This is a genomic window from Rhizobium sp. 01N48, assembly GCF_056399145.1.
The window spans coordinates 248030-271167 of record NZ_JBFTQT010000002.1 but is presented as its reverse complement, the minus strand read 5'-3'; the positions used below and the strand labels follow the sequence as shown (position 1 = coordinate 271167).

The 23138-nt window shown below is 61.4% G+C and carries 24 protein-coding genes; 20 read left to right on the top strand and 4 right to left on the bottom strand.

From position 1 onward, the window contains the following. The first annotated feature begins 124 nt into the window (after positions 1–124). From AC1DOG_RS04955 to AC1DOG_RS04940, 4 genes are read left to right on the top strand one after another with little or no spacing between them, the layout of a single operon-like run. On the top strand, positions 125–1111 hold the full coding sequence (locus tag AC1DOG_RS04955) for a Gfo/Idh/MocA family protein (protein ID WP_477926993.1): 987 nt from the start codon (positions 125–127) through the stop codon (positions 1109–1111). 49 nt (positions 1112–1160) lie between these two features. Beyond that, on the top strand, positions 1161–1484 hold the full coding sequence (locus tag AC1DOG_RS04950; protein ID WP_477926992.1) for a helix-turn-helix domain-containing protein: 324 nt from the start codon (positions 1161–1163) through the stop codon (positions 1482–1484). Between the two features lie 22 nt (positions 1485–1506). Beyond that, positions 1507–1854 carry a CAP-Gly domain-containing protein gene (locus AC1DOG_RS04945; protein WP_112436629.1) on the top strand — a complete coding sequence of 116 codons (348 nt, stop codon included), beginning with the start codon at positions 1507–1509 and terminating at the stop codon, positions 1852–1854. Positions 1855–1906: 52 nt separating this feature from the next. After that, a complete protein-coding gene (locus tag AC1DOG_RS04940) occupies positions 1907–2146 on the top strand; it encodes a hypothetical protein (RefSeq protein WP_112943403.1) in 240 nt (79 codons plus the stop codon). Positions 2147–2376: 230 nt separating this feature from the next. On the opposite strand, the gene AC1DOG_RS04935 is transcribed toward AC1DOG_RS04940, so the two are convergent. Continuing rightward, positions 2377–3741: a diguanylate cyclase gene (locus AC1DOG_RS04935; protein WP_112943404.1), complete on the bottom strand. Its 1365-nt coding sequence runs from the start codon at positions 3739–3741 to the stop codon at positions 2377–2379. Between AC1DOG_RS04935 and AC1DOG_RS04930 the strand changes: the two genes are divergently transcribed. From AC1DOG_RS04930 to AC1DOG_RS04910, 5 genes are all read left to right on the top strand, one after another. After that, positions 3740–4189, top strand: coding sequence for a hypothetical protein (locus tag AC1DOG_RS04930; RefSeq protein WP_477926991.1), 450 nt, complete (start codon positions 3740–3742; stop codon positions 4187–4189). The genes AC1DOG_RS04935 and AC1DOG_RS04930 overlap by 2 nt on opposite strands. Positions 4190–4210: 21 nt before the next feature. Beyond that, a complete protein-coding gene (locus AC1DOG_RS04925) occupies positions 4211–4972 on the top strand; it encodes an efflux RND transporter periplasmic adaptor subunit (RefSeq protein ID WP_112943405.1) in 762 nt (253 codons plus the stop codon). Positions 4973–4982: 10 nt separating this feature from the next. Continuing rightward, a complete protein-coding gene (locus AC1DOG_RS04920) occupies positions 4983–6365 on the top strand; it encodes an efflux RND transporter periplasmic adaptor subunit (RefSeq protein WP_112943406.1) in 1383 nt (460 codons plus the stop codon). Further along, complete coding sequence (locus AC1DOG_RS04915; RefSeq protein ID WP_477926990.1) at positions 6362–8491, top strand: HlyD family efflux transporter periplasmic adaptor subunit; 2130 nt, start codon at positions 6362–6364, stop codon at positions 8489–8491. Before AC1DOG_RS04920 ends, AC1DOG_RS04915 begins: the two co-directional genes overlap by 4 nt. Positions 8492–8589: 98 nt before the next feature. Further along, positions 8590–8853 carry a hypothetical protein gene (locus tag AC1DOG_RS04910; protein WP_018896692.1) on the top strand — a complete coding sequence of 88 codons (264 nt, stop codon included), beginning with the start codon at positions 8590–8592 and terminating at the stop codon, positions 8851–8853. A gap of 31 nt (positions 8854–8884) precedes the next feature. On the opposite strand, the gene AC1DOG_RS04905 is transcribed toward AC1DOG_RS04910, so the two are convergent. Beyond that, positions 8885–9805, bottom strand: coding sequence for a GGDEF domain-containing protein (locus AC1DOG_RS04905; protein ID WP_112943605.1), 921 nt, complete (start codon positions 9803–9805; stop codon positions 8885–8887). 250 nt (positions 9806–10055) lie between these two features. On the opposite strand from AC1DOG_RS04905, the gene AC1DOG_RS04900 reads away from it, so the two are divergent. Beyond that, the gene (locus tag AC1DOG_RS04900; RefSeq protein ID WP_047504742.1) at positions 10056–11357 is read left to right on the top strand and encodes a hemolysin family protein; all 1302 of its coding nucleotides are present in this window, start codon (positions 10056–10058) and stop codon (positions 11355–11357) included. Positions 11358–11421: 64 nt separating this feature from the next. On the opposite strand, the gene AC1DOG_RS04895 is transcribed toward AC1DOG_RS04900, so the two are convergent. Continuing rightward, positions 11422–11820, bottom strand: a complete 399-nt coding sequence (locus AC1DOG_RS04895) for a hypothetical protein (protein ID WP_477926989.1) — start codon at positions 11818–11820, stop codon at positions 11422–11424. 364 nt (positions 11821–12184) lie between these two features. Between AC1DOG_RS04895 and AC1DOG_RS04890 the strand changes: the two genes are divergently transcribed. Beyond that, complete coding sequence (locus AC1DOG_RS04890; protein WP_477927076.1) at positions 12185–13474, top strand: peptidoglycan L,D-endopeptidase MepK; 1290 nt, start codon at positions 12185–12187, stop codon at positions 13472–13474. 30 nt (positions 13475–13504) lie between these two features. Here the strand turns inward: AC1DOG_RS04890 and AC1DOG_RS04885 are convergent, their stop codons facing one another. Then, a complete protein-coding gene (locus AC1DOG_RS04885) occupies positions 13505–14302 on the bottom strand; it encodes a GntR family transcriptional regulator (RefSeq protein ID WP_112435335.1) in 798 nt (265 codons plus the stop codon). Positions 14303–14466: 164 nt separating this feature from the next. On the opposite strand from AC1DOG_RS04885, the gene AC1DOG_RS04880 reads away from it, so the two are divergent. From AC1DOG_RS04880 to AC1DOG_RS04840, 9 genes are all read left to right on the top strand, one after another. Further along, positions 14467–15723 (top strand): ABC transporter substrate-binding protein, encoded by a 1257-nt coding sequence (locus tag AC1DOG_RS04880; protein ID WP_112943408.1) that lies wholly within the window; start codon positions 14467–14469, stop codon positions 15721–15723. Positions 15724–15838: 115 nt separating this feature from the next. Continuing rightward, on the top strand, positions 15839–16954 hold the full coding sequence (locus AC1DOG_RS04875) for an ABC transporter ATP-binding protein (RefSeq protein ID WP_112943409.1): 1116 nt from the start codon (positions 15839–15841) through the stop codon (positions 16952–16954). Continuing rightward, complete coding sequence (locus AC1DOG_RS04870) at positions 16951–17841, top strand: carbohydrate ABC transporter permease (RefSeq protein ID WP_112425135.1); 891 nt, start codon at positions 16951–16953, stop codon at positions 17839–17841. The genes AC1DOG_RS04875 and AC1DOG_RS04870 overlap by 4 nt, the downstream gene beginning before the upstream one ends. A gap of 3 nt (positions 17842–17844) precedes the next feature. Further along, entirely contained in the window at positions 17845–18723 is an 879-nt protein-coding gene (locus tag AC1DOG_RS04865) for a carbohydrate ABC transporter permease (RefSeq protein ID WP_018896683.1), read from the top strand. Between the two features lie 20 nt (positions 18724–18743). Next, a complete protein-coding gene (locus AC1DOG_RS04860) occupies positions 18744–19238 on the top strand; it encodes a GNAT family N-acetyltransferase (protein WP_112943411.1) in 495 nt (164 codons plus the stop codon). 437 nt (positions 19239–19675) lie between these two features. Beyond that, the gene (proV, locus tag AC1DOG_RS04855; RefSeq protein ID WP_112943412.1) at positions 19676–20908 is read left to right on the top strand and encodes a glycine betaine/L-proline ABC transporter ATP-binding protein ProV; all 1233 of its coding nucleotides are present in this window, start codon (positions 19676–19678) and stop codon (positions 20906–20908) included. A gap of 22 nt (positions 20909–20930) precedes the next feature. After that, positions 20931–21812, top strand: a complete 882-nt coding sequence (locus AC1DOG_RS04850; RefSeq protein WP_477926988.1) for an ABC transporter permease — start codon at positions 20931–20933, stop codon at positions 21810–21812. A 63-nt stretch (positions 21813–21875) separates the two neighbouring features. Further along, a complete protein-coding gene (locus AC1DOG_RS04845; RefSeq protein ID WP_112943414.1) occupies positions 21876–22748 on the top strand; it encodes a glycine betaine ABC transporter substrate-binding protein in 873 nt (290 codons plus the stop codon). Positions 22749–22813: 65 nt separating this feature from the next. Continuing rightward, positions 22814–23101, top strand: a complete 288-nt coding sequence (locus tag AC1DOG_RS04840) for a helix-turn-helix domain-containing protein (protein ID WP_477926987.1) — start codon at positions 22814–22816, stop codon at positions 23099–23101. The last annotated feature ends 37 nt before the right edge of the window (positions 23102–23138 follow it).

Genomic DNA, 23138 nt, shown 5'->3' with positions numbered 1-23138 from the left:
TGCGCCATGCGCTTGGCGCGGAGCTCTCGATATGGCCGTCRGAGCACGAAGCCCCTGTACTGATCGACCGATCCAGCTATAGAACCAGCAGTCACGCGGAAATGCTGGTGAAAGGCGACACGGAATGCTGCGCTGGGGAATTCTCGGAACGAGCTTCATCTCGAACACAATGGCAGAGGCCATCAATGCCAGCGACGGATCGGTGATCGGCGCGGTCTTCGGTCGCGATCGTGAGCGCCTCGCAGCCTTTGCCGACCGCTACGGCATCTCCGTCGGGCATTCCAGCATCGATGCGCTTGTCGACGATCCCTATATCGACGTGATCTACGTTGGCCTGCCTAACAATGTGCACCACGACGCCGTCATCAAGGCGGCTGCGCGCGGCAAGCCGGTGCTGTCGGAGAAATCGCTGACCACGACGATGGAAGAAGCGCATGCGCTTGCCGCCGCTGTCGAGCAGGCCGACATTTTCTTCCTCGAAGGGCTGATGTATCTCAGCCATCCTGTCATCGCCGAGCTTGGCAACATCATCCGATCCGGCCGTCTCGGCGCCATACGCTCGATTTCGGGCGCCTATGCCGCGGACATCTGGCAGGTCGTCAATCCCGCGGGCCGCGGAACGCTTTATAATCTCGGCTGCTATCCGGCTTCGCTGATGCACTACGTCATCCAAACGGCTTTCGGCGCCGACGCCTTCGGGGATCGCGTGATCTCGGGACACGGCAACCGGTCGCGCCACGACCGCAACATCTGTGACGCTGCGCTCACCGCCCGCTTCGGCTCAGGCGTTTTGGCGACGCTGCAATCGACGGACTGCTATGGCATGTCGTTCGACTTCACTGTGCGCGGCGACCGCGCCTCGCTGCGCTTCCTCACCAATCCGTGGCTGCCCGTCGTCGGCGACAATCTGCTGGAGATCGAGGAATACGGCCTGCCGATAGAGCGCATCGTCGTTCCGTCGGACCACGACGCCTTCGGCCATCAGGTTCGCATCGTGGAAGACTGCCTGCGCAAGGGGCTGAAGCTGGCGCCGCGCCCCTCGCCGCGCCTTTCCGATTCCATCGAGATCATGCAGTTGCTGACCGAATGGGAGCGATGCTGCCGGACTTGAGCCGTCGTCCAGCTTGAGAAAAAGATCGATCCGGTTATATAAAATCATCATGATAACGTCAGCACAGATACGTGGCGCCCGCGCAATGCTCGGCCTCCAGCAAGCCGAATTGGCCGAGGCCGCCGGTATCTCCGTAGCGGATCTCGACCGTATCGAGCGCGGGGCCGAAAGCGCTGGCAGCACATTGCGCGCAATCAAGCACGCGCTAAAAGCCTCGGGCATCATCTTCGAAGCGGACGGAGAATTGATATCAGGCCGGCCGGGCGTGCGGCTGGCCCAATCGACGGGCAAGTTGTTCGACACGGTCGAGACGGAAGTTGTTCAATATCCGGAATTCATGAAGAACGACGCACCTCCCGGTGCCGGCGGGTGAAGTTGAGGTTGAGGTTTGTGAGATGAGCTACGACTTTCATGTCGGCCAGAAGGTCGTATGCATCGATGACACGTTCAAGCATGTCAGCATCGACCAGGGTATTCGCAAGGGCGAGATCTACACGCTGCGCTGGGTCGGCGAATACACGCACTATATCGACGGCACCTTCTTCGGCGTGAAGCTGGAAGAACTGCATCGCGGCAACGATGATGGCCCGGAGGGCTACGGCGCGGCCGACATGCCATTTCGCGCCACGCGCTTCCGCCCGCTGGTCAAGGACAAGATCTCATCGCTGCGCAAGCTGCTTGCCCCCACGCCGGATGCGCCGGTGGAACCGAAGGTGAAGGTCAAGAAGAAGGAAGAGGTCTGAGCCAGATACCATCTGGCCTCATCGAACCGACCCATCAATTTGAGGACAATTCTTGAACAGCGTTTCCGACCTCGTCGCCTCCGCAAAGACCGTTCACGCACGCTATCTGGCAGGCCGCATGGAGCGTGAAACGGTCAGGGAGTGGGTAATCCGGCTTGGCGCCTATCCCCAGCCGCACGGCGAACGGGTGCGCGAGGCAGCCGAATGGTTTCGCGTCGCCCAGACTGATCCCGTCCCGCTTGAAATCAAGCTTGTCGATCTCGATCGGCTGTCCGCAATCGTTTCAGGCTGACCGAAATAGGTAGTCTTCGCGCAAAACGAACCCATAAATGGCGCTTGAACTTCCCAGAAGTTGCGTTACATTCAACTTACATAATTCGTCTCTGACGGCTGACCACGGAGGTACTGGCAGTCGTTGTCGAGACGGGTCGAGGAAGGTCGGTGCGGTTTCGCCCCGGCCTTTTTCTTTACCGGATTGCCTGAAAACGTGCGCAGTGGAGGCCGCAGCAGCGGTGGAAACAGCTACCGCGCCGCTCTGCTCGTCCTTGGCGGGTTCCAGGCGACAGCCTGATTGCGGCCATCGCGCTTGGCCTGATAGAGGCCCTGATCGGCCTCGAGAATAAACTCGGCAGCGGTTATCTGTTGCTTCCAGTTAGATTTGGCCGAAATACCGATGCTGGCCGTCACCACGCCGTATTCGCTGCCAGAGTGAGCGATCGCCCGCGCTAGCAGGGTGCTGCGGAACTGCTCCGCCAACACCAGCGCCTTGGTCCCATCGGTATCGGGCAGCAGAACGACGAATTCCTCGCCGCCGAACCGCGCGAGCACATCCTGCGGGCGGTTCATCGTGCGGCGCAGGCAATCGGCGATCGCCTTCAGGCACGCGTCGCCTTCTGGATGGCCGTAGGTGTCGTTGTAGGCCTTGAAGCGGTCGACGTCGATCATCAGCACCGCCATCGGCCGGCGCTCCAGACGGCTTCGCTCGACCGCAACCGACATCGCGTGGTCGAAGGCCCGGCGGTTGAGAAGCCCGGTCAGGGCGTCGGTCTCGGCGAGGCTCTTCATCTGCTCGGCGACTGTCCTGAGCGCGAACTCGGCCTGCTTCATCGTCGTGATGTCTGAGACCGCAACAAGCGCCATGCCATTATCGGCGACGCGGGTGCGCAGGCTGAGCCAACGCCCGTCATAGAGTTCGATGTATTCTTCCTTGTCGAAGAACAACGCAGCGGCTGCTTCCGACAACCAGGCATCGGTAATCTCCTGACGGAAATCCCGTCGCTCGTTCGATTCCACGACTTTCTTGAGGATATCCCTGATATTCGTTCCGGGCACGCGGGCCTCGCCCGACAGCGGGAACAACGCCGCATATTGCGTGTTGCTGAAAACAAGCGTGCCTGTTCGATCGAACATCGCGAAACCATCCGACATCCCGGCCATGGCGAGCGACAGCAGATCCTTGCTCTCGCGCAGTTCCTGCTCGATCTTCCGTTCCTCGGTCACATCGCGCGTCGCGCCCGCAAGCCCGATGACAGCACCGGTCCGGTCGCGTAGCGGCACCTTCGATGTCGAATAGCAGCGATCGCGGCCGCCTTCGCTCAGATATTCGATCTTGTCCAGCTGCGACTGCCCGCTCTCCATCAAGGCTTGCTCTTCGGCATAGAGCATTTCGGCGCGGCGCTGGGTGGCGAGCTGGAAATCGGACGCGCCGACCATGGCCGCCGGCGAGGGATAGTGGTGGTGCTCGGCAACGTTCTTGTTGACGATGACGAACTTGCCTTCCCGGTTCTTCACGTAGTGAAAGTCGGGCGTCTGCGTCAGCGCTGCCGACAGGATATCGCGGTCATGCGCCATTCTTTCGAACTGGATCAGGACAAAGGCGGCGATCATGATGCTGAGGAAATTGAGAACCGTGATCGAGGCCGAAAAGCAGATGCTGGATACGCGGTCGCTTTCGGTCGCGATGGCAGTGATGACGCAGGTCCATATCAGCCGCGCCCGTTACGCCCACCTGAAGCACTCCTATTCGACGGCAGCCGCTCTTTCGAATGTCTCACACCGGATCCTCACACAGGTGCGCACCGAGACGGACGCGCAGAAGACCAGCGAACAGATGCTGATCCGTGAGGAGATGAACGCGCTGCTGGCCGATGCGAAGCTCGATATGGCCTATGCCGACCTGCAGAACGCCTATGCGAACATCTACGCTTCCCTGGGCATAGATCCGTTCCCGCAGACGCTGCGCACCACCCAACCCGTGAAGGAAATGGCTGGCGAGTTGCGTGATATGTGGCTGGAGCGCGGTGAATTGAAGACAGACCTCGTTGCGGCCAAATAACCGCCGGCATGGGAGACCGTGATGAAGCGCATAGCGGCATCCGTTCTGATGATACAGCTCTTGGCAGGTGGCGCAACTTACGCCGCCGGCAATGATGCGGCGGATGCCACGGCATCGCTGGAAGGGCTGCGCGGCATCGTCCGCGCCGCCGATGAAGCCTCGATATCGAGCGACCTCGGCTTTGCCATCGCCACACTGCCCTTCAAGGAAGGCGAAAGCTTCAACAAGGGCGACATCCTCGCCACTTTCGAATGCGGAGATATCCAGGCCCAGCTCAAATCCGCCGAAGCGGCGCTGGCGGCCGCGCAGATCGCCGTTGCCAACGACGAACGGCTGGCGCGCTCGAATGCGGCCGGCAAATTCGAGGTCGACATATCGCGCGCCAAGGCCAACCAAGCCGCAGGCGAGGCCGATGCTTATCGCAGCAAGCTTGGGCGCTGCACGATAAGGGCACCCTTTGACGGCCGGATCGGCGCCATGCCCTCCCACGCGCATGAAACGCCGGAACCGAGCCGTCCGATCATGCATATCGTCGCCAGCAACGACCTGCTGGTCGACGTGCTGGTGCCTTCGCTCTGGCTGCGCTGGCTGCGGGAAGGCGAAGAATTTTCGTTAAGCGTCGACGAGACGGCCAAGACCCTGCCGGTCGATATTATCCGCATCGGCGCGACCGTCGATCCGGTCAGCCAGACGGTGAAGGTGACCGGGCGTTTTTCCGGCCAGGCCACCGGCGTCCTGCCGGGGATGAGCGGCCCCACAGTGTTCAAAATCCCGAGTGAGTAGGCATACGCAGATGCAAGGTGTCGAAAAGCCAGCCAGCGATCCCATCAAGCTTCAGCCACCGGCAGCGGCCGCCGCCCAGCACGCCTACGAACTGTTGCTCAGGATTGAAGCTGACGCACGCCGTGCAGACAGCGTTGGCGAACTGCGCTTCCTCATCGCCAACGAGACGATGAAGCTCACCAAGGCCAGGCAGATCTTCGTGCTGTCGGTATCCAAGGGCGTCTTCAAGGTCGAGACGGTGTCCTCGATCGGCGCGGTAGATCGAAACGCGCCGCGCATCCGCTTCGTGGAGGGCGTGATCAGGCAGCTGTCGCGCGAGGCAGGGCTGGCGAAGATCAAGGCCTTCACCCTCCCCGCCTATTGCCCACCCGGCGAGATCGAGCAGGATAGCTATCCCTTCCCCTTTATGGCCTGGGTGCCGTTTCAACTGCGCGACGGCCATATTTTCGCGGGTATGCTGCTGGCGCGAGAGACGCCATGGCCGGAGGCGGATCTATTGCTGGCCGAAAGACTGGCCGAGACCTATTCCCACGCGTGGCGGGCGCTGAGCGGACCAAGACGCTTGAAGCACAATCTGCCGATCAAGCCGCTGATCGGAACCGCCGCTGTGCTGGCCATCGCCGCGATGTTCATCCCGGTGCACATGACGGTGCTGGCGCCGAGCGAGGTGGTTCCCGTGGCGCCGGAGATCGTCGCGGCACCGCTCGATGGTGCGATCGAGGAGATCCTCGTCAATCCGAACGCGACCGTCGTCAAGGGACAGCCTCTCTTCAGGCTTGCCGACACAGCCCTTCGAAACGAGCTGCGCGTCGCTGAACAGGACGTGAAGGTGGCGCAGGCGAAGCTGATGCAGATCAGCCAGCGCGCGATCGCCGACCCGGAAGCGCGGCGCGATCTAGCGGTCACTCGAAGCGAGTTGAGTGTCGCCTCGGCCAAGCGCGATTACGCGTCCGACATGCTGGCGCGAACCAACGTCAAGGCTGAGACCGACGGCGTGGTCATCTTCACCGACAAGCGCGACTGGATCGGTCGGCCGGTATCGATCGGCGAGCGCGTGATGGAAGTGGCCGACCCCAAGCGCGTCCAACTGCGCATCGACGTGCCGGTGGCTGATGCCATCGCGGTCGAGAACGGCGCTGCCGTCAGCGCCTTTCTGGATGCCGACCCGCTGCATCCGGTCGCGGCGAAAACGCTGTCCTCATCCTTCGATCCGCAGATGATTGAAGGCAACATTCTGGCCTATCGCATCTATGCCGGATTTGACGCCGTGCCGGAGCGCGGTTTGCGTCTCGGTATTCGCGGGACGTCGCAGATCTTCGGCGAGAAGGTGCCGCTGGCCTATTATCTGTTCCGGCGGCCGATTGCCGCGATCAGGCAGCGGCTGGGTCTATGAGCGTATCACCGTCGCCCGATCTCCGGCTGCCGCCCTTGCGCGAGGATCTGCAGATCGTGCGCGGCGGTACCAGCCTATCCGGCGAGCCGGTCTGGATTGTGCTCGATCCGGTCCGCAATCGCTTCTTCCGCATCACATTCGAGATGTTCCAGCTGCTGACGCTCTGGAATTTCGCCCGCTCGCTGCGCGGTCTCATCCAGGCGGTGCAAGCACAGTTCGGGCGGCTTCCCGAGCAGGAAGAGATCTATGCCGCGATGCGGATGCTGGAGACGAGCTTCGTCGTGACCGAACCAGCCTCCACGACCTGGCGCGCGCTTCATGCCAGCGCGACACGCCGCCATTCGCTCTTCATGCGGCTGATCCACAATTACCTCTTCTTCCGCATTCCGCTGGTCAGGCCGGACCGCTTCATCCGAAAGACCGCGCCTTACATTACGGGGCTCTTCAGCCCGACCTTCCATGCTTTCACCATATGCGCAGCCATTCTCGGGCTCTATCTGGTGTCCCGCCAATGGGATGCGTTCACCGGGACGTTTCCCTATATTTTCACGCTTGAGGGCATCGTGGTCTCGGTGATCTCGGTTGGCTTCATCAAATCGATGCACGAATTGGGCCACGCCTATGTCGCGCATCGCCATGGCTGCCGCGTTCCCACCATGGGTATCGCCTTCATGGTGCTGGTGCCGCTGCTCTACACCGACGTCAGTGATGCGTGGCGGCTGAAGTCGCGCTTCGATCGGCTGAAGATCGATACGGCCGGCGTGCTGACCGAGATGCATATCGCCGTCTTCGCGCTGCTTCCTTGGGTGTTTCTCCCCGACGGCCCATTTCGATCCGCGGCCTTCGTTCTTGCGGCGACCGGCTGGGTGCTGAGCCTGATCGTCAACCTCAATCCGTTCATGCGCTTCGACGGCTATTACATCTTCGCCGATCTCCTCGGTGTCGAAAACCTGCAGCCCCGCGCCTTCCGGCATCTACGTTGGCGGATCCGCCATCTCTTGTTCAACACCGGCGAGGAACGGCCCGATCGCTTCGGTCCGAAGCTCGACGTGATCGTGACGCTCTATGCGATCGCCACGACGATCTACCGGCTGTTTCTCTATTTCGGCATCGCGCTCCTCGTCTATCACTTCACAATCAAGATCGTGGGCGTGATGCTGTTTGCCGTCGAGATCGGCTTTTTCATCCTTCGGCCGATCCTGTCCGAACTCAGGGAGTGGTGGACCATGCGCCATGACATTGTCACGAGCAGACGCAGCTATCTTTCGCTGGCGATCCTTCTCTCGATTATCGCATTGCTCTCGCTGCCGATCTTCAAGAGCGTGTCGGCCCCGGCGGCGCTTTATCCCAACGAGTTCACGCGGCTTTTCCCGATGGAGCCCGGAAAGATCGAGGCGATCGGGATCAAGCGAGGCGATGTCGTGAAGAAGAACGACGTGCTGTTTTCAATCGTCCGCCCCGAGCTTCAGCAGGAGCTTCGCACCACCGAGATCGAAGCCGAACTGACACGCTACCGCCTGGCGCGCGTGCTGGCCGATCCGCAAAACCTCGTCGATCGCGGCATCCTCCAATCGCAACTGGCCGCGCTCGAGGCCAAGCGTGATGGGCTGGCGCGCCGGCAGGCATCGCTCATCGTTCGCGCACCGTTCGATGGCACCGTGATCGACATCGATCCGCAGGTCCATCTCGGCCGTTGGATCAGCCGGAAGGACCAGCTCGCGACCATCGCCGGCGCATCCGGCATGGCGGCGCGCGGCTTTTTGTCCGGCGGCGACCGTGGCCGCCTCGACGTCGGCGCCACCGGCCACTTCATCCCTGACGATCTCACGCAGTCTTCACTACCGGTGCGGCTCACCTCAATCGCCTCGGCGGGCGCCTCCGAGATCGATATTCCGCAGCTGACATCCGAATATCATGGCGAGATCGCAGTCCACCCGCAGAACGTCCATGAACGTCTGCGCCTCAGCCCTGTTTCGGCACAGTATGCGATTACCGCCGAGGTCTCCGGAAAGGCTTTCTCGGAGACCGTCCGAGGCGTGGTTGTATTGAACGGCAAAGGCGAAAGTATTGCCGGCCGCGTCTGGCGTCAGGTTGTAAAAGTTCTGGTCCGCGAGGCCGGCGCCTGAGGTTTTCGTAATAACTGTGAAACCATTGCGGGCGTCAGCGCTTTATATCACAAACCGGTGATAGTATTCCGGGTGATCAAAAGCGGAAAGGATGCGCAATGCGCCTGTTCAGGACGCGGACAACTCATCGTCACTCCATTTGGAAGCGCGACACGACCGGTCGGGCCTATGCCAGCCACGGCAGGTTCCGGTTGACGATCAATGGCGCCAATGAAAATTGGTTCTATCGCGTGTCCGACATGAACGGCGAGCTGCCCTCCGTCGACAGCAACCCCTTTACCAGCGAAGATGAAACGATGAAGGCCGCGCAGGCCGAGCTTGAGGACACGGCCGCCGAGCTACCGCTGCCGCCGGAATATTGATCTCGATATCAGAAAGGCAGGCGAGACGGCTTTAGCCGGTCGTGCCGGTCACAAGCCTTGCAATCGCCTCGGTGCTTCCCGGCTGCCCGAGCCAGATCATGGCCAGTCGATCACCGGTCTGCTTCGCCAGATACATATAATTATCCGCACGCTTCACGAAGGAAGCCGCGTCATCCTCTGGCTGCAGGAGCGTGACGCCCATAGCGGCCCCCAGTTCGACAACCACACCTTCGACGGCAATCGGCTTGAAGATGCGATCCACCGCGTCCCTGAGCGTGAGTTCCACGTCGTTCAGATGCGAGGAATCGACCTCGAGAAGAACGACGAACTCGTCGCCGCCAATGCGCGCGATGAAATCGTTGGCGCGGAAGCTGTCGCGGAAGCGGCTGGCTATGATCCTCAGCACCTCGTCGCCGGCGGCGTGTCCCATCGTGTCGTTCACAGCCTTGAAGCCGTTGAAATCGATGAAGGCCAATGCCAGCAGTTTGTCGGTTTGGTCGCGCCGTTCCAGATGCTCGGCCAGAACTTCGTCGAAACAGGCGCGATTGGGCAGGCCCGACAGCGCATCGGTACGCGCCGAAGCGCGGAGCGCAAGCTCGATTTCGTGCTGATGGCGAACACGCGCGGAGACGTCGAGGATGACTTCGACATCGAAGGACACGCCATCGATGACGGTGCGCTGCGCGGAGATCAGCGTCGGCAGGATCGTTCCGTCGGCATGACGGATATCGACTTCCTCCAGCACATAACCGCCGTCTTCGGCGAGCATGCGATGGCGCCGATCGCGCGCCGGGCTGCTGATCGCGGCACCCTCAGCGATCAGCGTTCTGCCGCTGATATCCTCCCATTTCAGGCCTGTAAGCCTGAGATAGGCGTCGTTTACCTTCAGATAGCTGGATGTCTCGGTGTCGCTGGTCGACACGGCCATGGCAATCGGTGCGAACTCGAACATTCGCATCAATATCGAAGTCAGGATCTCTGGTGGAAGTATCTCTTCGTCGGCCATACACGTGATCGCAACAAGTATGGCTGGTTGTGTAACAGACGAAAGTTAAGCTCTTCTGACTTAAAACGCTAATTTACCAAACACATGACGAGAGCGAATTCTCAGGTTCCGCGCGCGATAAAATCGGAGCCGCCGCTTTGCAACCGGTGTGATTACGCCTATCTTGCCTCATCATCGTCAACGAACAAGGGCTCCTGTGTTTCTCGAAATTGGAATTGTGGTCTTGCTCACCATCCTGAATGGTGTGCTCGCCATGTCGGAATTGGCTGTCGTGTCTTCCAGGCCCGCCCGCCTCAAAGTTCTCGCCGATCACGGAAGCAGAGGAGCCGCACAAGCCATAAAACTTGCCGAGAACCCTGGCAGGTTCCTGTCGACCGTGCAGATCGGCATCACGCTCGTCGGCGTTCTCTCCGGCGCCTTCTCGGGCGCCACGCTCGGTAGCCGCCTGACGGCCTGGCTGCAGCTTCAGGGCATGTCGCCGACTGTGGCCGATGCCGTCGGCGTCGGCACCGTGGTCATCGCCATCACCTACCTTTCGTTGATTGTCGGCGAACTGGTGCCGAAGCAGATCGCGCTGCGGGAACCTGAAGCGGTGGCCGCAAAGGTCGCGCCCGCCATGGCGGTCCTGTCGAAGATGGCGCTGCCGCTCGTCTGGCTGCTCGATGCTTCCGGCAAACTCGTGCTGAAGCTGCTCGGTCAGTCCGGCAAGGGCGGCGACAATGTCTCCGACGAGGAAATCAAGACGGTGCTCGCCGAGGCGCAATCCGCGGGCGTGATCGAGAGCGAGGAATCCGCCATGATTTCAGGCGTGATGCGGCTTGCCGACCGCACGGCGCGCGCGCTGATGACGCCGCGACGCGACGTCGAGATCATCGACGTGGACGACAGCCTGGAGGAGATCCGCGCCCAGCTGCACAACACCAAGCGTTCGCGCCTGCCGGTCAGAAAGGGCAGCTCGGACGAAGTGTTGGGCGTGCTGGCCGTCAAGGATTTCTACGACGCCATGTCCGTTCAGGGCACCGCCGACCTGAAGGCGATCACGCAGGACGTGCCGATCGTCTCCGACCTTTCCAACGCCATCAGCGTCATCCAGGCGATCCGGACGTCGCCCGTGCACATGGTGCTTGTCTTCGACGAGTACGGACACTTCGAAGGCGTCATTTCTTCCGGCGACATCATGGAAGCAATCATGGGCGCGCTGCAGGATGGCCCGATCGACGAACAGGCGATCGCGCGCCGCGACGACGGCTCCTATCTGGTCTCGGGCTGGACGCCGATCGACGAGTTCGCGGAATTCATGAGCCTGAAGCTTGGCGACGATCTCGAATACCAGACCGTCGCGGGTCTCGTTCTCGAGGAGCTGAAGCACCTTCCGGTGCTTGGCGAAAGCTTTACCAAGGATGGCTGGCGTTTCGAGGTCATCGACCTCGACGGGCGACGGATCGACAAGATCCTGGTCAGTTCGCTGGACACGCGCCAAACGGCGGACGTCGAGTAATCACTTCGGAAGACATGTCGCGAGCGGTACCCGGACAGGATATCCGCTCGCGGCGCAATAGCTATCAGCGCTTCATGTCAGGGCAGACATAGGGCACCTTGGCGACGCTGTAGCGGTGCTCGACCGTATCCTTCCCGGCCTTCACGCTGAGCGTCAGCTGGCTCGGCGACACCGATTTCACCTTCGCGGTGATTTTGGCGCCATCCTCATCCCAGGTAACGGTATCGTGAGAGCTGCGGCTCCATTTGCGTAGCGCATATGTTTCCCAGCAGGAATCCATCAGCAGGCTGCCATCGGCCATGAACACCATCATCACGCCGGGAAGACCGGATTGCGATTTGGTCTCGATCCACGCCCGGCCGACAAGCGGGTCAGCGGCCGGCGTCTGAGCCGCCGCAATCGGCGCCACCATCGGCGCCATCGTTCCCGCCGCAATTGCCAAGATCTTGTATAGATTATTCAATTCTCACTCCTCCATTCTGGAATCATGTCCCAAGAGATAAGGATCGAAGCGACAGGATTGTGACCGCCGCGCGCTTTTCTTGCGGCAATGTCGCTTTGCGGGACGCTCGACAAACGGCCACCCGGCTGCGCGCGCCTTCCCCAACTTCCGCGCCGCGCCCGGTCCCTGAAGGCCGAAGCAGCGAGGCCGCGCACGGTCCAACTGTCCCGATAATCCATTCCTCATAAACGATACGTTAGGGATCTGTTGACCATAATCGACTGCAAAGCGACCTCGCCGATCGCAAGAATCCGGCTCTCGCACCCCATCAACAATGACGGAAGTCGTGTTCGTGTACCATGCAGTCTTTTCCGTTCCCGTGACCATGCTGGCCCTGGCTGTGTCGCTTGCCGCGCACCGAATGGTGATGATCGCCCTGGTCATATTCGCGGCCATGGCCGGCGCAACGCAGGCAGCCGCCGACGACCGCGCGCTAAAACTCTATTTCACCCACACGGGAGAGCGGGCGACCATCGTCTTCAAGCGCAACGGCAAGTTCGATCCGAAGGGCCTGGCGCAGATCAACCGCTTCCTGCGCGACTGGCGCCGCAACGAGCCGACCAAGATGGATCCACGCCTGCTCGATCTGGTTTGGGAAGTGTACCAGCGCAGCGGCGCCAAGGAACCCATTCACGTCGTATCCGCCTACCGCTCTCCGGCCACGAACAACATGCTGCGCACCCGCTCGCGGGTGACAGGTGTCGCCAAGAAGAGTCAGCACATGCTTGGCAAGGCGATGGACTTCTATATTCCCGGCGTGAAGCTCGCCACCTTGCGCGGCCTTGCCATGCAGATGCAGGTGGGTGGTGTCGGCTATTATCCAACCTCCGGCTCGCCTTTCGTGCATCTCGATGTCGGCAATGTTCGCGCCTGGCCGCGCATGTCGCGGCTGGAATTGGCAAGGCTCTTCCCAAGCGGCCGCACGCTACATCTGCCGGCCGATGGCCGAGCCTTGCCCGGCTATGAGCTGGCGCTCGCCGACCAGAAGAAGCGCAACCGCCCTGTGGCAATCGAGACCATCCGTACGCCGGAAAGCGATGACGACGAAGGCGCTCCGGCACCCTCCCGCGCTCTCGTAACCGCGATGCTGCCGGTGCCGCAGACACGCGCCGAACGCGGCCTCGAGCTTCAGCTTGCCCGGCCGATGCCGCGCGCCGACAACACAGATAGTAAGGTTCCCGACCTCGCCTCCCTCACCGTGCCACTGCCGACCTTCAGGCCGGCGCTGGATGAAACCACTACGGCAAGCGTTCCTGCGCCCGCCGCTCCTGTCCTGCTCGCTACCGCCGTCACCGGCAAGGGATCGGCGGGGCAGCTTCTCTTTGCCCTCCACGCAGGCGGCTCGCTTGCCGGCGGCGCGGCAAAGCGTCCTGATATGACCGCGGTCGCTCCTCGGGAACCGCAGGTCGTATCGGCAGGCGTCGGCGCCATGTCCGGCAAGGCGCTCGTCGCTTGGGCCTTGCAGCCACCGGGTATGAAGATCGAGATGACCGCACCGCGGCCATCAGGCATGCGCCTGACGACGCTCGAAGATGTCGGTCCTGCGATCGACAGCGACACCGACGAATTTGCCGAAGAGGAATTCGATGAGGACCGCTTCGCCCTGGACGGCTAGGGGCGAGCCTTCAGCGGTTCCCACCACCACTCAGTATTGCGTGAAATCGCCGGTTTCCGATTGCAGCAGCGTCAGCGGATAGCGGGCCGGATGGTGCACAAGCGCCGTCATGTTGACCGGGCGGTTGCGGTCGTCGAAGGCGATCTGGTCGACCGTCAGCACTGCCGCCGGCGGCGCCAGCTGCAGCAGGCGCGCCTCGTCCTCGCCCGCCAGACGGGCACTCAGTGTCGTTTGGCCACGTTTCGGAAATATGCCGTAGCGCTGGCGCAGCTCTTCATATAGCGAGCGGTTGGCGATACCCCAATCGAGGTCGAGCAGCCCCGGCACGCGCCCGGCCGGAATCCAGTCAGTCTGTATCACCGCCGGAATATTGTCGAGCAGGCGCAGGCGCGATAGCACCACGACCTCGGCGCCGGGGGCGAGGAAGAGTGGTCTGCTGACTTCGAGCGGGGCCCGCACGAGGCTTGCCTCGATCAGCTGGTGACCCGGCGCACGGCCATTGGCCAGCGCGATGCTGGTGAAGCTCTTCAGCACCTGCAGCTCGAAGCCGCCGCCGCGTTCCGTGACATAGAGCCCTTTGCCGGGCTGGCTATGCACCACGCCCTGCTGGATGAGTTCACGCACCGCGTGGCGAATGGTGATCCGGCTCACATCATAGAGATCGACGAGTTCGCGCTCGGAGGGCAGCTTGCCGCGCAGCGGCAGACGCCCGTCGCTGATTGCCGCCAGCAGTGCCTCGTACACCTGCTTGTGCAGCGGCCGCGGGTCGTCGCGATCGATGACGCCGCGTGTTGCGATCAATGTGTCCTCGGTTTCGAGCGTCTTCAAATTCGATTTTCCCTGGGCTTTGGCCGCCTCTTCCAATGTCATCTTCAACGCAATTCTCTCGAAAGTCCATATTGACATAACTGGTCATAACCAGTCCTATTGATTGCAAGGAGCCAGAAGAGCCCCGACGATGCCGTGCACTATCACAATCAAGGGAACCCACCATGCTTAAGAAGAGCCTTGCCGCCCTCGCGTTCTCCGCCGCCCTCTGGAGCGGAACGGCCCACGCTGAGACGATTTCCGTATTTTGCGCGCCGACGGAATTCGAGCTGTGCACCAATGTCGCCAATGCCTGGAAGGAGAAGACGGGCAATGAAGCGAAGATCAACAAGATGCCTGCGCTGCTCGATGACGCCATTCCGATCTATCAGCAGCTGATCGCGGCGAAGTCGACCGATATCGACGTGCTGTTCCTCGACGTCATCTGGCTTGGCATGTTCAAGAACGGCCTTCTCGACCTGAAGACCGTCATCCCCCAGGCCGATCAGGACAAGCACTTCGCCTCTACGCTTAACGCCGCCAAGCTGGACGGCAATCTGGTCGCCATGCCTGCCTACATGGACGTCGGGCTGATGTTCTACCGCAAGGATCTGCTCGAAAAATACGGTAAGCAGCCGCCGAAGACTTGGGATGAGCTGGCCGCCACGGCCAAGGAAATCCAGGACAAGGAGCGCGCCGACGGCAAGGGCGACATGTGGGGTTACGCCTGGCAGGCCAAGAGCTATGAAGGCCTGACCTGCGACGCGATCGAGCTCGTTGCATCGAACGGCGGCGGCACGATCATCTCCGACGACGGCAAGGTGACGATCGACAACCCGAAGGCTGCAGAAGCGATCGAAAAAGCAAAGGGCTGGATCGGCTCGATCAGCCCCGAGGGTACGCTGAACTACGACGAGGAAGCTTCGCGCGCCGTCTTCGAATCCGGCAACGCTGTGTTCCACCGCAACTGGCCCTATGTCTGGGGCACGTCGCACAAGGAAGGCAGCGCCGTTGTCGACAAGGTCGGCGTCATGCCGCTGCCCGTCGGCACGGAAGGCCAGAAGTCGAGCGGATGCCTCGGCCCGATGTATTATGGCGTCTCCAAGTACAGCTCCAAGCCTGACGTCGCGGCAGATTTCGTGAACTTCATCACCGGCCCCGACATGCAGAAGAAGCGCGCGCTGCAGGATGCGGTCAATCCCTCCATCCCGGCGCTCTACACCGACCCCGACGTTCTGGCGAAGATCCCCTTCCTCAAGGACAACCAGCAAGCCTTCGCCGATAGCGCGGTGCGGCCCTCGGGCTATACCGGCACCAGCTACAACCGCGTGTCGCAGGCCTTTTATCGCTCCGTCCACGACATGCTGTCTGGTGGTGGCGATATCAAGTCCGGTCTGACCTCGCTCGCCGGGCGACTGGAAAAGCTCAAAGAAAGCCGTTGAGCCTCGACTGAACGTACAGGGGCAGGCCGGCGATCGGTCTGCCCTGGTCTCGCGCATCGCACACCGCCACCAGCAAGGGGGCGAGCCCTTTATCGTGATCAAGTCCGGGTGAAAAATGGCATCGGTTTCGCTTGAATCCGTTTCGAAGAATTTTGGGACGCACACCGTCATTCAAGGCGTCGACCTCAGGATCAACGACGGCGAGTTCGTCGTCTTCGTCGGCCCTTCCGGCTGCGGCAAGTCAACGCTTCTGCGCATCGTCGCGGGCCTTGTCGCCGCATCCAAGGGTGTCGTGACGATCGGCGGCGAGGACGTGACCGATGTTCCGGCCTCGAGACGCGGCGTCGCCTTCGTCTTCCAGTCCTATGCGCTCTATCCGCATATGAGCGTCGCCCGCAACATCGGCTTCGCGCTGGAAACGCTGGGCATGGCCAAGGACGCCATCAGCCAGAAGGTCTCATCGGTTGCGCGCATGCTCAAGGTCGACCACCTGATGGATCGCCGGCCGCGCGAACTCTCCGGCGGCCAGCGCCAGCGCGTGGCGATCGGCCGGGCGCTGGTGCGCCAGCCCGAGATCTTCCTGTTCGACGAGCCGCTGTCCAACCTCGATTCCGATCTTCGAATGGAAATGCGCATGGAGATCGCCAAGCTCCATGACGACCTGAAGACGACGATGATCTACGTCACCCACGATCAATCGGAAGCGATGACGCTCGCCGACCGGATCGTCGTCCTGAACCACGGCCGCATTGAGCAGGTGGGAACGCCGCAGGAACTCTACCACGCCCCTGACAATCGCTTCGTTGCAAGCTTCATCGGCAGCCCCCGGATGAACTTCCTGGCCGTCTCGCCGAAGACAGGCGCGGATGCCGGCACGATCGTCGGCCCCGGCAATCTCTCGATCGCCATGGTCGCCAACAATCCCTCGGGCCCAATCGCCGAGATCGGCATCCGGCCTGAGGGACTGCGGCTTGTTGGCGCGAATGAAGGCCGGATCACCTGCACGCTGGAACGCGTCGAAGACCTAGGCCACGAGCATTTCGCCTATTGCCGGATCACCGACGACACCGTCTGGGTCATCCGCGTAGCGAAGGCGCCTGCGCATGATCTCATCGGTCAGCCTGTCGGCCTGGATTTCGCTGACGCCGCCGTCTTCGCCTTTACGGCCGACGGCAAGCGCATTCTGCTCAGCCATCCAGCCGGCGGACAGGCACAGGTGAGCCAACCATGAGCGCCAAACTCGCCCGCCGCGATTACCGGGCCGCATGGCTGTTTCTGGTTCCCGTCATCGCCGTCATCCTCTTGGTCGCCGTCTGGCCGCTGAGCCGGACCTTCTTCTTCTCCTTCACCGACGCCTATCTTGACGACCCCTCCGTCTACTCCATGGTCGGTCTCGATAACTTCATGGAGGTCATCAACGACCACAGCTGGTGGGTTGCGGTGAAGAACACGCTCGTGTTCACCGTCATCTCGGTCGCGATCGAGACCGCCCTCGGGCTTGCGATCGCCTTGCTGCTCAACGAGATGATCCCGGGCCGCGGCCTGGCGCGCGCCGCCATTCTGGTGCCATGGGCCATTCCTGTCGTCGTCGCCACCAAGATCTGGGAATGGATGCTCAACGACCAGTTCGGCGTCATCAACAAGATCCTCACGGGGCTCGGCGTGGTCGATCACGGTATTGCCTGGACGGCCAGCAGCTCGCTGATCATGGGCGTCGTCATTTTCATCGACGTGTGGATGACCACGCCTTTCATGGTGCTGCTCATCCTCGCCGGTCTTCAGCTAATATCGCCGGAGATCTTCGAGGCCGCCGAAGTAGACGGCATCCCTGCCTGGAAGCGCTTCTGGTCGATCACCCTTCCGATGCTGCGCCCGGCGATCGGCGTCGCCGTCCTCTTCCGTGTTCTCGACGCGCTCAGAATGTTCGACCTTGCCTATGTCCTCGCGGCCAGCAACGAGAACGTGATGACCGTATCGATCTATGCCCGCGACCGGCTGATCAGCTTCCAAGAACTCGGCGTCGGCTCGGCAGCGTCGACCTGGGTCTTCCTGCTCGTCGCGCTTGTCGCAATCATCATCATCGGGGTTCTTCGCCTCGACAAAGCGGCGGGGACCTGATCGATGGCCAATGCAATCGCACAAAAGGCACTGCGCAAGCCCGCCGGCTACTATCGAATGAGACGGCGCGTCGTGCGCGGCCTGCAGATTTTCGCCCTGCTGCTCGTGCTCGTCTATACGCTGTTCCCATATTATTGGGCCTTCGTCTCCTCGACGAAGCAGGGTGCGGCACTCTATCGCTCGGCCCTGATGCCGGCGCTGGATTTCACCTATTACCGGCAACTGATCGACAACCCGGTCTTCATGGGGTCGCTGCTCAACTCGGCCTATGTCGCGATATCGACGACCTTCCTGTCGCTGATCATTGGGCTGTCGGCCGCCTACGCGCTCGGCCGCATCGAGTTTCCGCAGCGACGCGCGATCCTGATGATCGTCCTGATGATCTCGATCTTCCCGCAGGTGGTCGTGCTCTCGGGCATGTTCGAGCTGATCAACTGGCTCGGGCTCTTCAATCGCCCGAGCGCGCTGATCCTCACTTATCTCCTGTCGACGGTGCCCTTCACGACATGGATTCTCACCACCTTCATCCGCGAGTTCCCACGAGAACTGGAAGAGGCTGCCATCATCGACGGCTGCTCGCACTTCCGCATCCTGATGAAGGTGCTGCTGCCGCTGATGGGGCCGTCGCTGGCCAGCACCGGCATTCTCGCCTTTATCCTCGCCTGGAACGAGTTCCTGTTCGCGCTGACATTCACGCTGACCGACGAGAACCGCACCGTGCCGGTGGCGATCGGCCTGATCGCGGGCACAAGCCGCTACGAGTACCCGTTCGGGCAGATCATGGCAGCCTCGATCACCGTCACCCTCCCCCTCATCGCCGTCGTGCTTATCTTCCAGCGGCGGATCGTGGCGGGCCTGACCGCCGGCGCCGTCAAAGGCTGACAGATACAAGGATCAAGACCATGGACATGCTTGTGAAGCTCTACGAGCTGAAGCGCGACCCAGCACTCGACAGCCGCATGACGTCGCAAGGGGTCACCATCCGCCGCGTGCTGGTGCCGGAACTGCCGGCGCTGACATCGTGGATCGAACCGCGCTTCGGCGCCGGTTGGGCGGCCGAGGCGACCGCCGCTGCCATGCGCCAGCCGACCACCTGCTTCATCGCCATTCAGGCGGGAGAACTGATCGGGTTTGCCTGCCACGAGGCGACAGCCAAGGGGTTCTTCGGCCCCACCGGCGTCGATCAGGCGGCCCGAGGCAAGGGTGTCGGCCACGCCCTGCTTCTGGAAACGCTGCTCGACATGCATGCGCAGGGCTATCCCTATGGCGTGATCGGCGGCGCCGGGCCTATGGATTTCTACAGCAAGAGCGTCGGCGCGATCCCGATCGAGGGCTCCGAACCGGGTATTTATCGGGGCATGCTGTCGCTAGCCCACCCGAGCGAAATCTCCTCATAGAGGACACGATTTCGGACGCATCACCGCCGTATTTCAGCCTTTGATTTCAAAAATACCTGTCATGCCGGCGTGGCGCTGCTTCGCCGGTACAGCAGGCGTTGTGGCCTGTTTCGACAGTGCCGGCGACCGGTGTGTCTGTCACAAAAATTGATTTTAAGATGGACAATTTTTGTATATCGCCCTATATACGCAGCTAAGGAGCACAATGCTCCGTCGAAAATGACAGTATCAAAGTTCGAATACGTGACCTTTTGTCATATCGGATAGATATTTTCGATATATTATATTTTTCCTCGGACGAATTTGACTTATAAAATGTCTATTTGTCTCAGCAACACAACGGATAATACATCCTTATCCAGAAGACATTCTGCAGATCGTGGACGTATGCGAATAAAGGAGAATGCCTGGCCTCTCGAGCTCGGCGCCAAGATTATATGAATGCTGCAACTGAAACAGACGCGCCGACATCATCGGCTTCGACCAAGATCAGTCTCAACAACATCTACAAAGTTTTCGGCGAACACCCGAAGAAAGCCCTCGCGCTACTGCGCGCCGGCAAGTCAAAATCCGAGATCCATGCAGCAACGGGCTGCTCGATCGGCGTCAACGACGCCAGTTTCGATATTCGCGCCGGCGAGATCTTCGTCATCATGGGCCTGTCGGGCTCCGGCAAATCAACACTACTGCGCCTCCTCAATCGGCTGATCGAACCCACATCCGGCTCAATCAAGATCGATGGCCGCGATATCACCGACATGTCGCGCAGCGAGCTGATCGCGCTTCGCCGCCGCGATATCAGCATGGTCTTCCAGTCCTTCGCGCTGCTTCCCAACCGCACCGTTCTCAGCAACGCCGCCTTCGGCCTCGAGGTTGCCGGCGTCGGCGAGGCCGAGCGTCGCGAGAAGGCATTGGCCGCGCTGAAGGCCGTTGGCCTCGAAGGCTATGCGGACAGTCGCCCGGATCAGCTTTCCGGTGGCATGAAACAGCGCGTCGGTCTTGCCCGCGCACTTGCCAGCGAACCCACCATTCTTCTGATGGACGAGGCATTCTCTGCGCTCGACCCGCTGATCCGCACCGAAATGCAGGACGAACTCGTTCGCCTGCAGTCCGAGCACAGCCGCACCATCGTCTTCGTCAGCCACGATCTCGACGAGGCGATGCGGATCGGCGATCGCATCTGCATCATGCAGAACGGCAATGTCGTGCAGATCGGCACGCCGGACGAGATCGTCACCAAGCCGGCCAACGACTACGTCCGCTCTTTCTTCCGCAATGTCGATGTCGCGCATGTCTTCAAGGCAGGCGATGTCGCCCGCAAGTCGCAGGTCACTATCATCGAGCGCGAAGGCGTTTCGGCTGCGGCAGCACTTGAGCGGATGAAGAACTATGATCGCGAGTACGCAATCATCCTCGGTCGCGACAAGACCTATCACGGCATGATCAGCCAGACCTCGCTGATCGAGAAGATCAGGGCGAAGACGGCCGATCCCTATCGCGGCGCCTTCCTGCCCGAGATCGAGGCCATTCCGGCCGACGAACCGCTGTCGAACGTTCTTGGCAAGGTGGCAGCCAGCCCCTGGCCGGTTCCCGTCATCGACAGCGGCAAGCGCTATCTCGGCTCCATCAGCAAATCCGCGCTGCTCGAAACGCTCGACCGCGCCGGCTGATCACAAACACATCGGATAAATCATGAACTTCGATATCGGAAACGGCATCGACGCTGCCGTCAATTATGTGCTCGACAACTTTTCACCCGTGCTTGATTTGATCGCGGCCACGATCGGCTTCGTGACGTCAGGCATCCAGAACGCCCTGCTTGCGATCCCCATGCCGGTTGGCATCGCGATCTTCGTGATCCTCTCGCTCTGGCGCGTCGGCATCGGCTTTGCGGTGTTCACCGCGCTCGGCCTGCTGCTCATCAACCACATCGAGCTCTGGGGTCCGATGATGGAGACCTTGTCGCTGGTCATCGCTGCGACGCTGATCGCCGTGCTCATCGGCCTGCCGCTCGGCATCGCTATGGCCCGCAAGGATTCCGTCGCAGCCTTCGTGCGTCCGGTCCTCGATCTGATGCAGACCATGCCTGCCTTCGTCTACCTGATCCCGGCCGCCATGTTCTTCGGCCTCGGCGCCGTCCCCGGTGCGATCGCGACGGTCATCTTCTCGATGCCGCCGGTAGTTCGCCTGACCAATCTCGGCATTCGCCAGGTGGATGGCGAGTTCATCGAGGCGGGCAATGCCTTCGGCTGCACGGCGACCCAGCTTCTGTTCAAGGTGCAGCTTCCGAACGCCCTGCCCTCGATCATGGCGGGCATCAACCAGACGATCATGCTGTCGCTGTCGATGGTCGTGATCGCCTCGATGATCGGCGCAGGCGGCATCGGCAACACGGTTCTGACCGGCATCCAGCGCCTCGACGTCGGCACCGGTTTCGAGGGCGGCATCGCCGTCGTCATTCTAGCGGTCATCCTCGACCGCATCACCCAGAGCCTTGGCAAGCCGCGCGCCGCATTCTGGCAGGGCCTGTTCAGCAAGAGCGAAGGCGAAAAGCTGAAGCCGGCGACGGCCTGATCTCTAGCAACTCATCATGGTGGGCAGCGCCTGCCAAATGCGAACCTTCACAAAGGAGCACTCATGTTCAAAACACTCGCAACCCTCGGCCTTGCCGCCGCTCTCGTCAGCGGCGCGGTCACCTCGACCATGGCGCAAGATGCCAAGCCGGTGAAGATAGGTTGGGCCGCCTGGTCCGACGCCGAATTCGTCACCAAGCTTGCCGCTAAGCTGATCGAGACGAAGCTCAACCAGAAGGTGGAGCTCGTACAGGCTGATGTCGCGCCGCTCTACCAGGGTGTCGCGCGCGGCGACCTCGACACGATGATGATGGCCTGGCTGCCGCAGACGCATGCCGACTACTATGCCAAGGTCAAGGACAAGGTCGAGACGCTCGGCACGGTCTATGACGGCGCCAAGCTCGGCTGGGTGGTTCCCGACTACATTCCAGCCGACCAGATCGGCTCGATCGAGGACCTGAAGAAGGAAGACGTGCAGAAGAAGCTCTCTGGCACCATCCAGGGCATCGATCCGGGCGCCGGCCTCACGCGTCTCTCGGAAAAGGCCGTGAAGGATTACGGGCTCGACGGCTACAAGCTGCAGATCTCCAGCGAGGCCGGCATGCTGACTACGGTTGACCGCGCGATGCGGGGCGAGAAATGGTTCGTAGCCACCGCCTGGAGCCCGCACTGGATGTTCGGCAAGCACAAGCTTCGCTATCTCGATGACCCGAAGAAGTCGCTTGGCGAAGCAGAACATGTCGACATTCTCGCCCGCAAGGACTTCAAGTCCGACAACCCCAAGGTTGCTGCCTTCCTGTCGCGCATGAATCTGTCAATCCCCGATCTCGAAGCGGCGATGTTTGCCGCGCAGGAAACGTCCTACGACAAAGCCGTGGATAAATATATCCAGGACCATCCCGACCAGGTGAAGAGCTGGATCGGCGACGAAGGCTGACCGGATTATCGCGCCCGGCCCGATTTTCGGCGGGGCGCGACCCTTCGACCGAACAGGAGCGATGAATGTATATCGACCGCCTGCAACCGACCGACGCCGAAGACGACACGATGGGTGGGCGCATGTCGCTCGCCCGCGACGCGGTGAAACTCTCCATTGAAGCCGCCGCGAGAAGCCTCGGCATCACGCCCGACATCTGGGCATCGTGGGAAAACGACCGCGCGGCGCCCGCTGCCGGCAATCTGGAAACGATCGCCGATACGCTTGAGGTCAGCGTCGCATGGCTGCTGCGCGGCCATGGGGCGGGACCGACATGGCCGGTTGCGAACGACAACGCTCAACAGCCGAGCTGAACGGAAAGCCGCTGTGCGGCCGACCGATCACTGCACA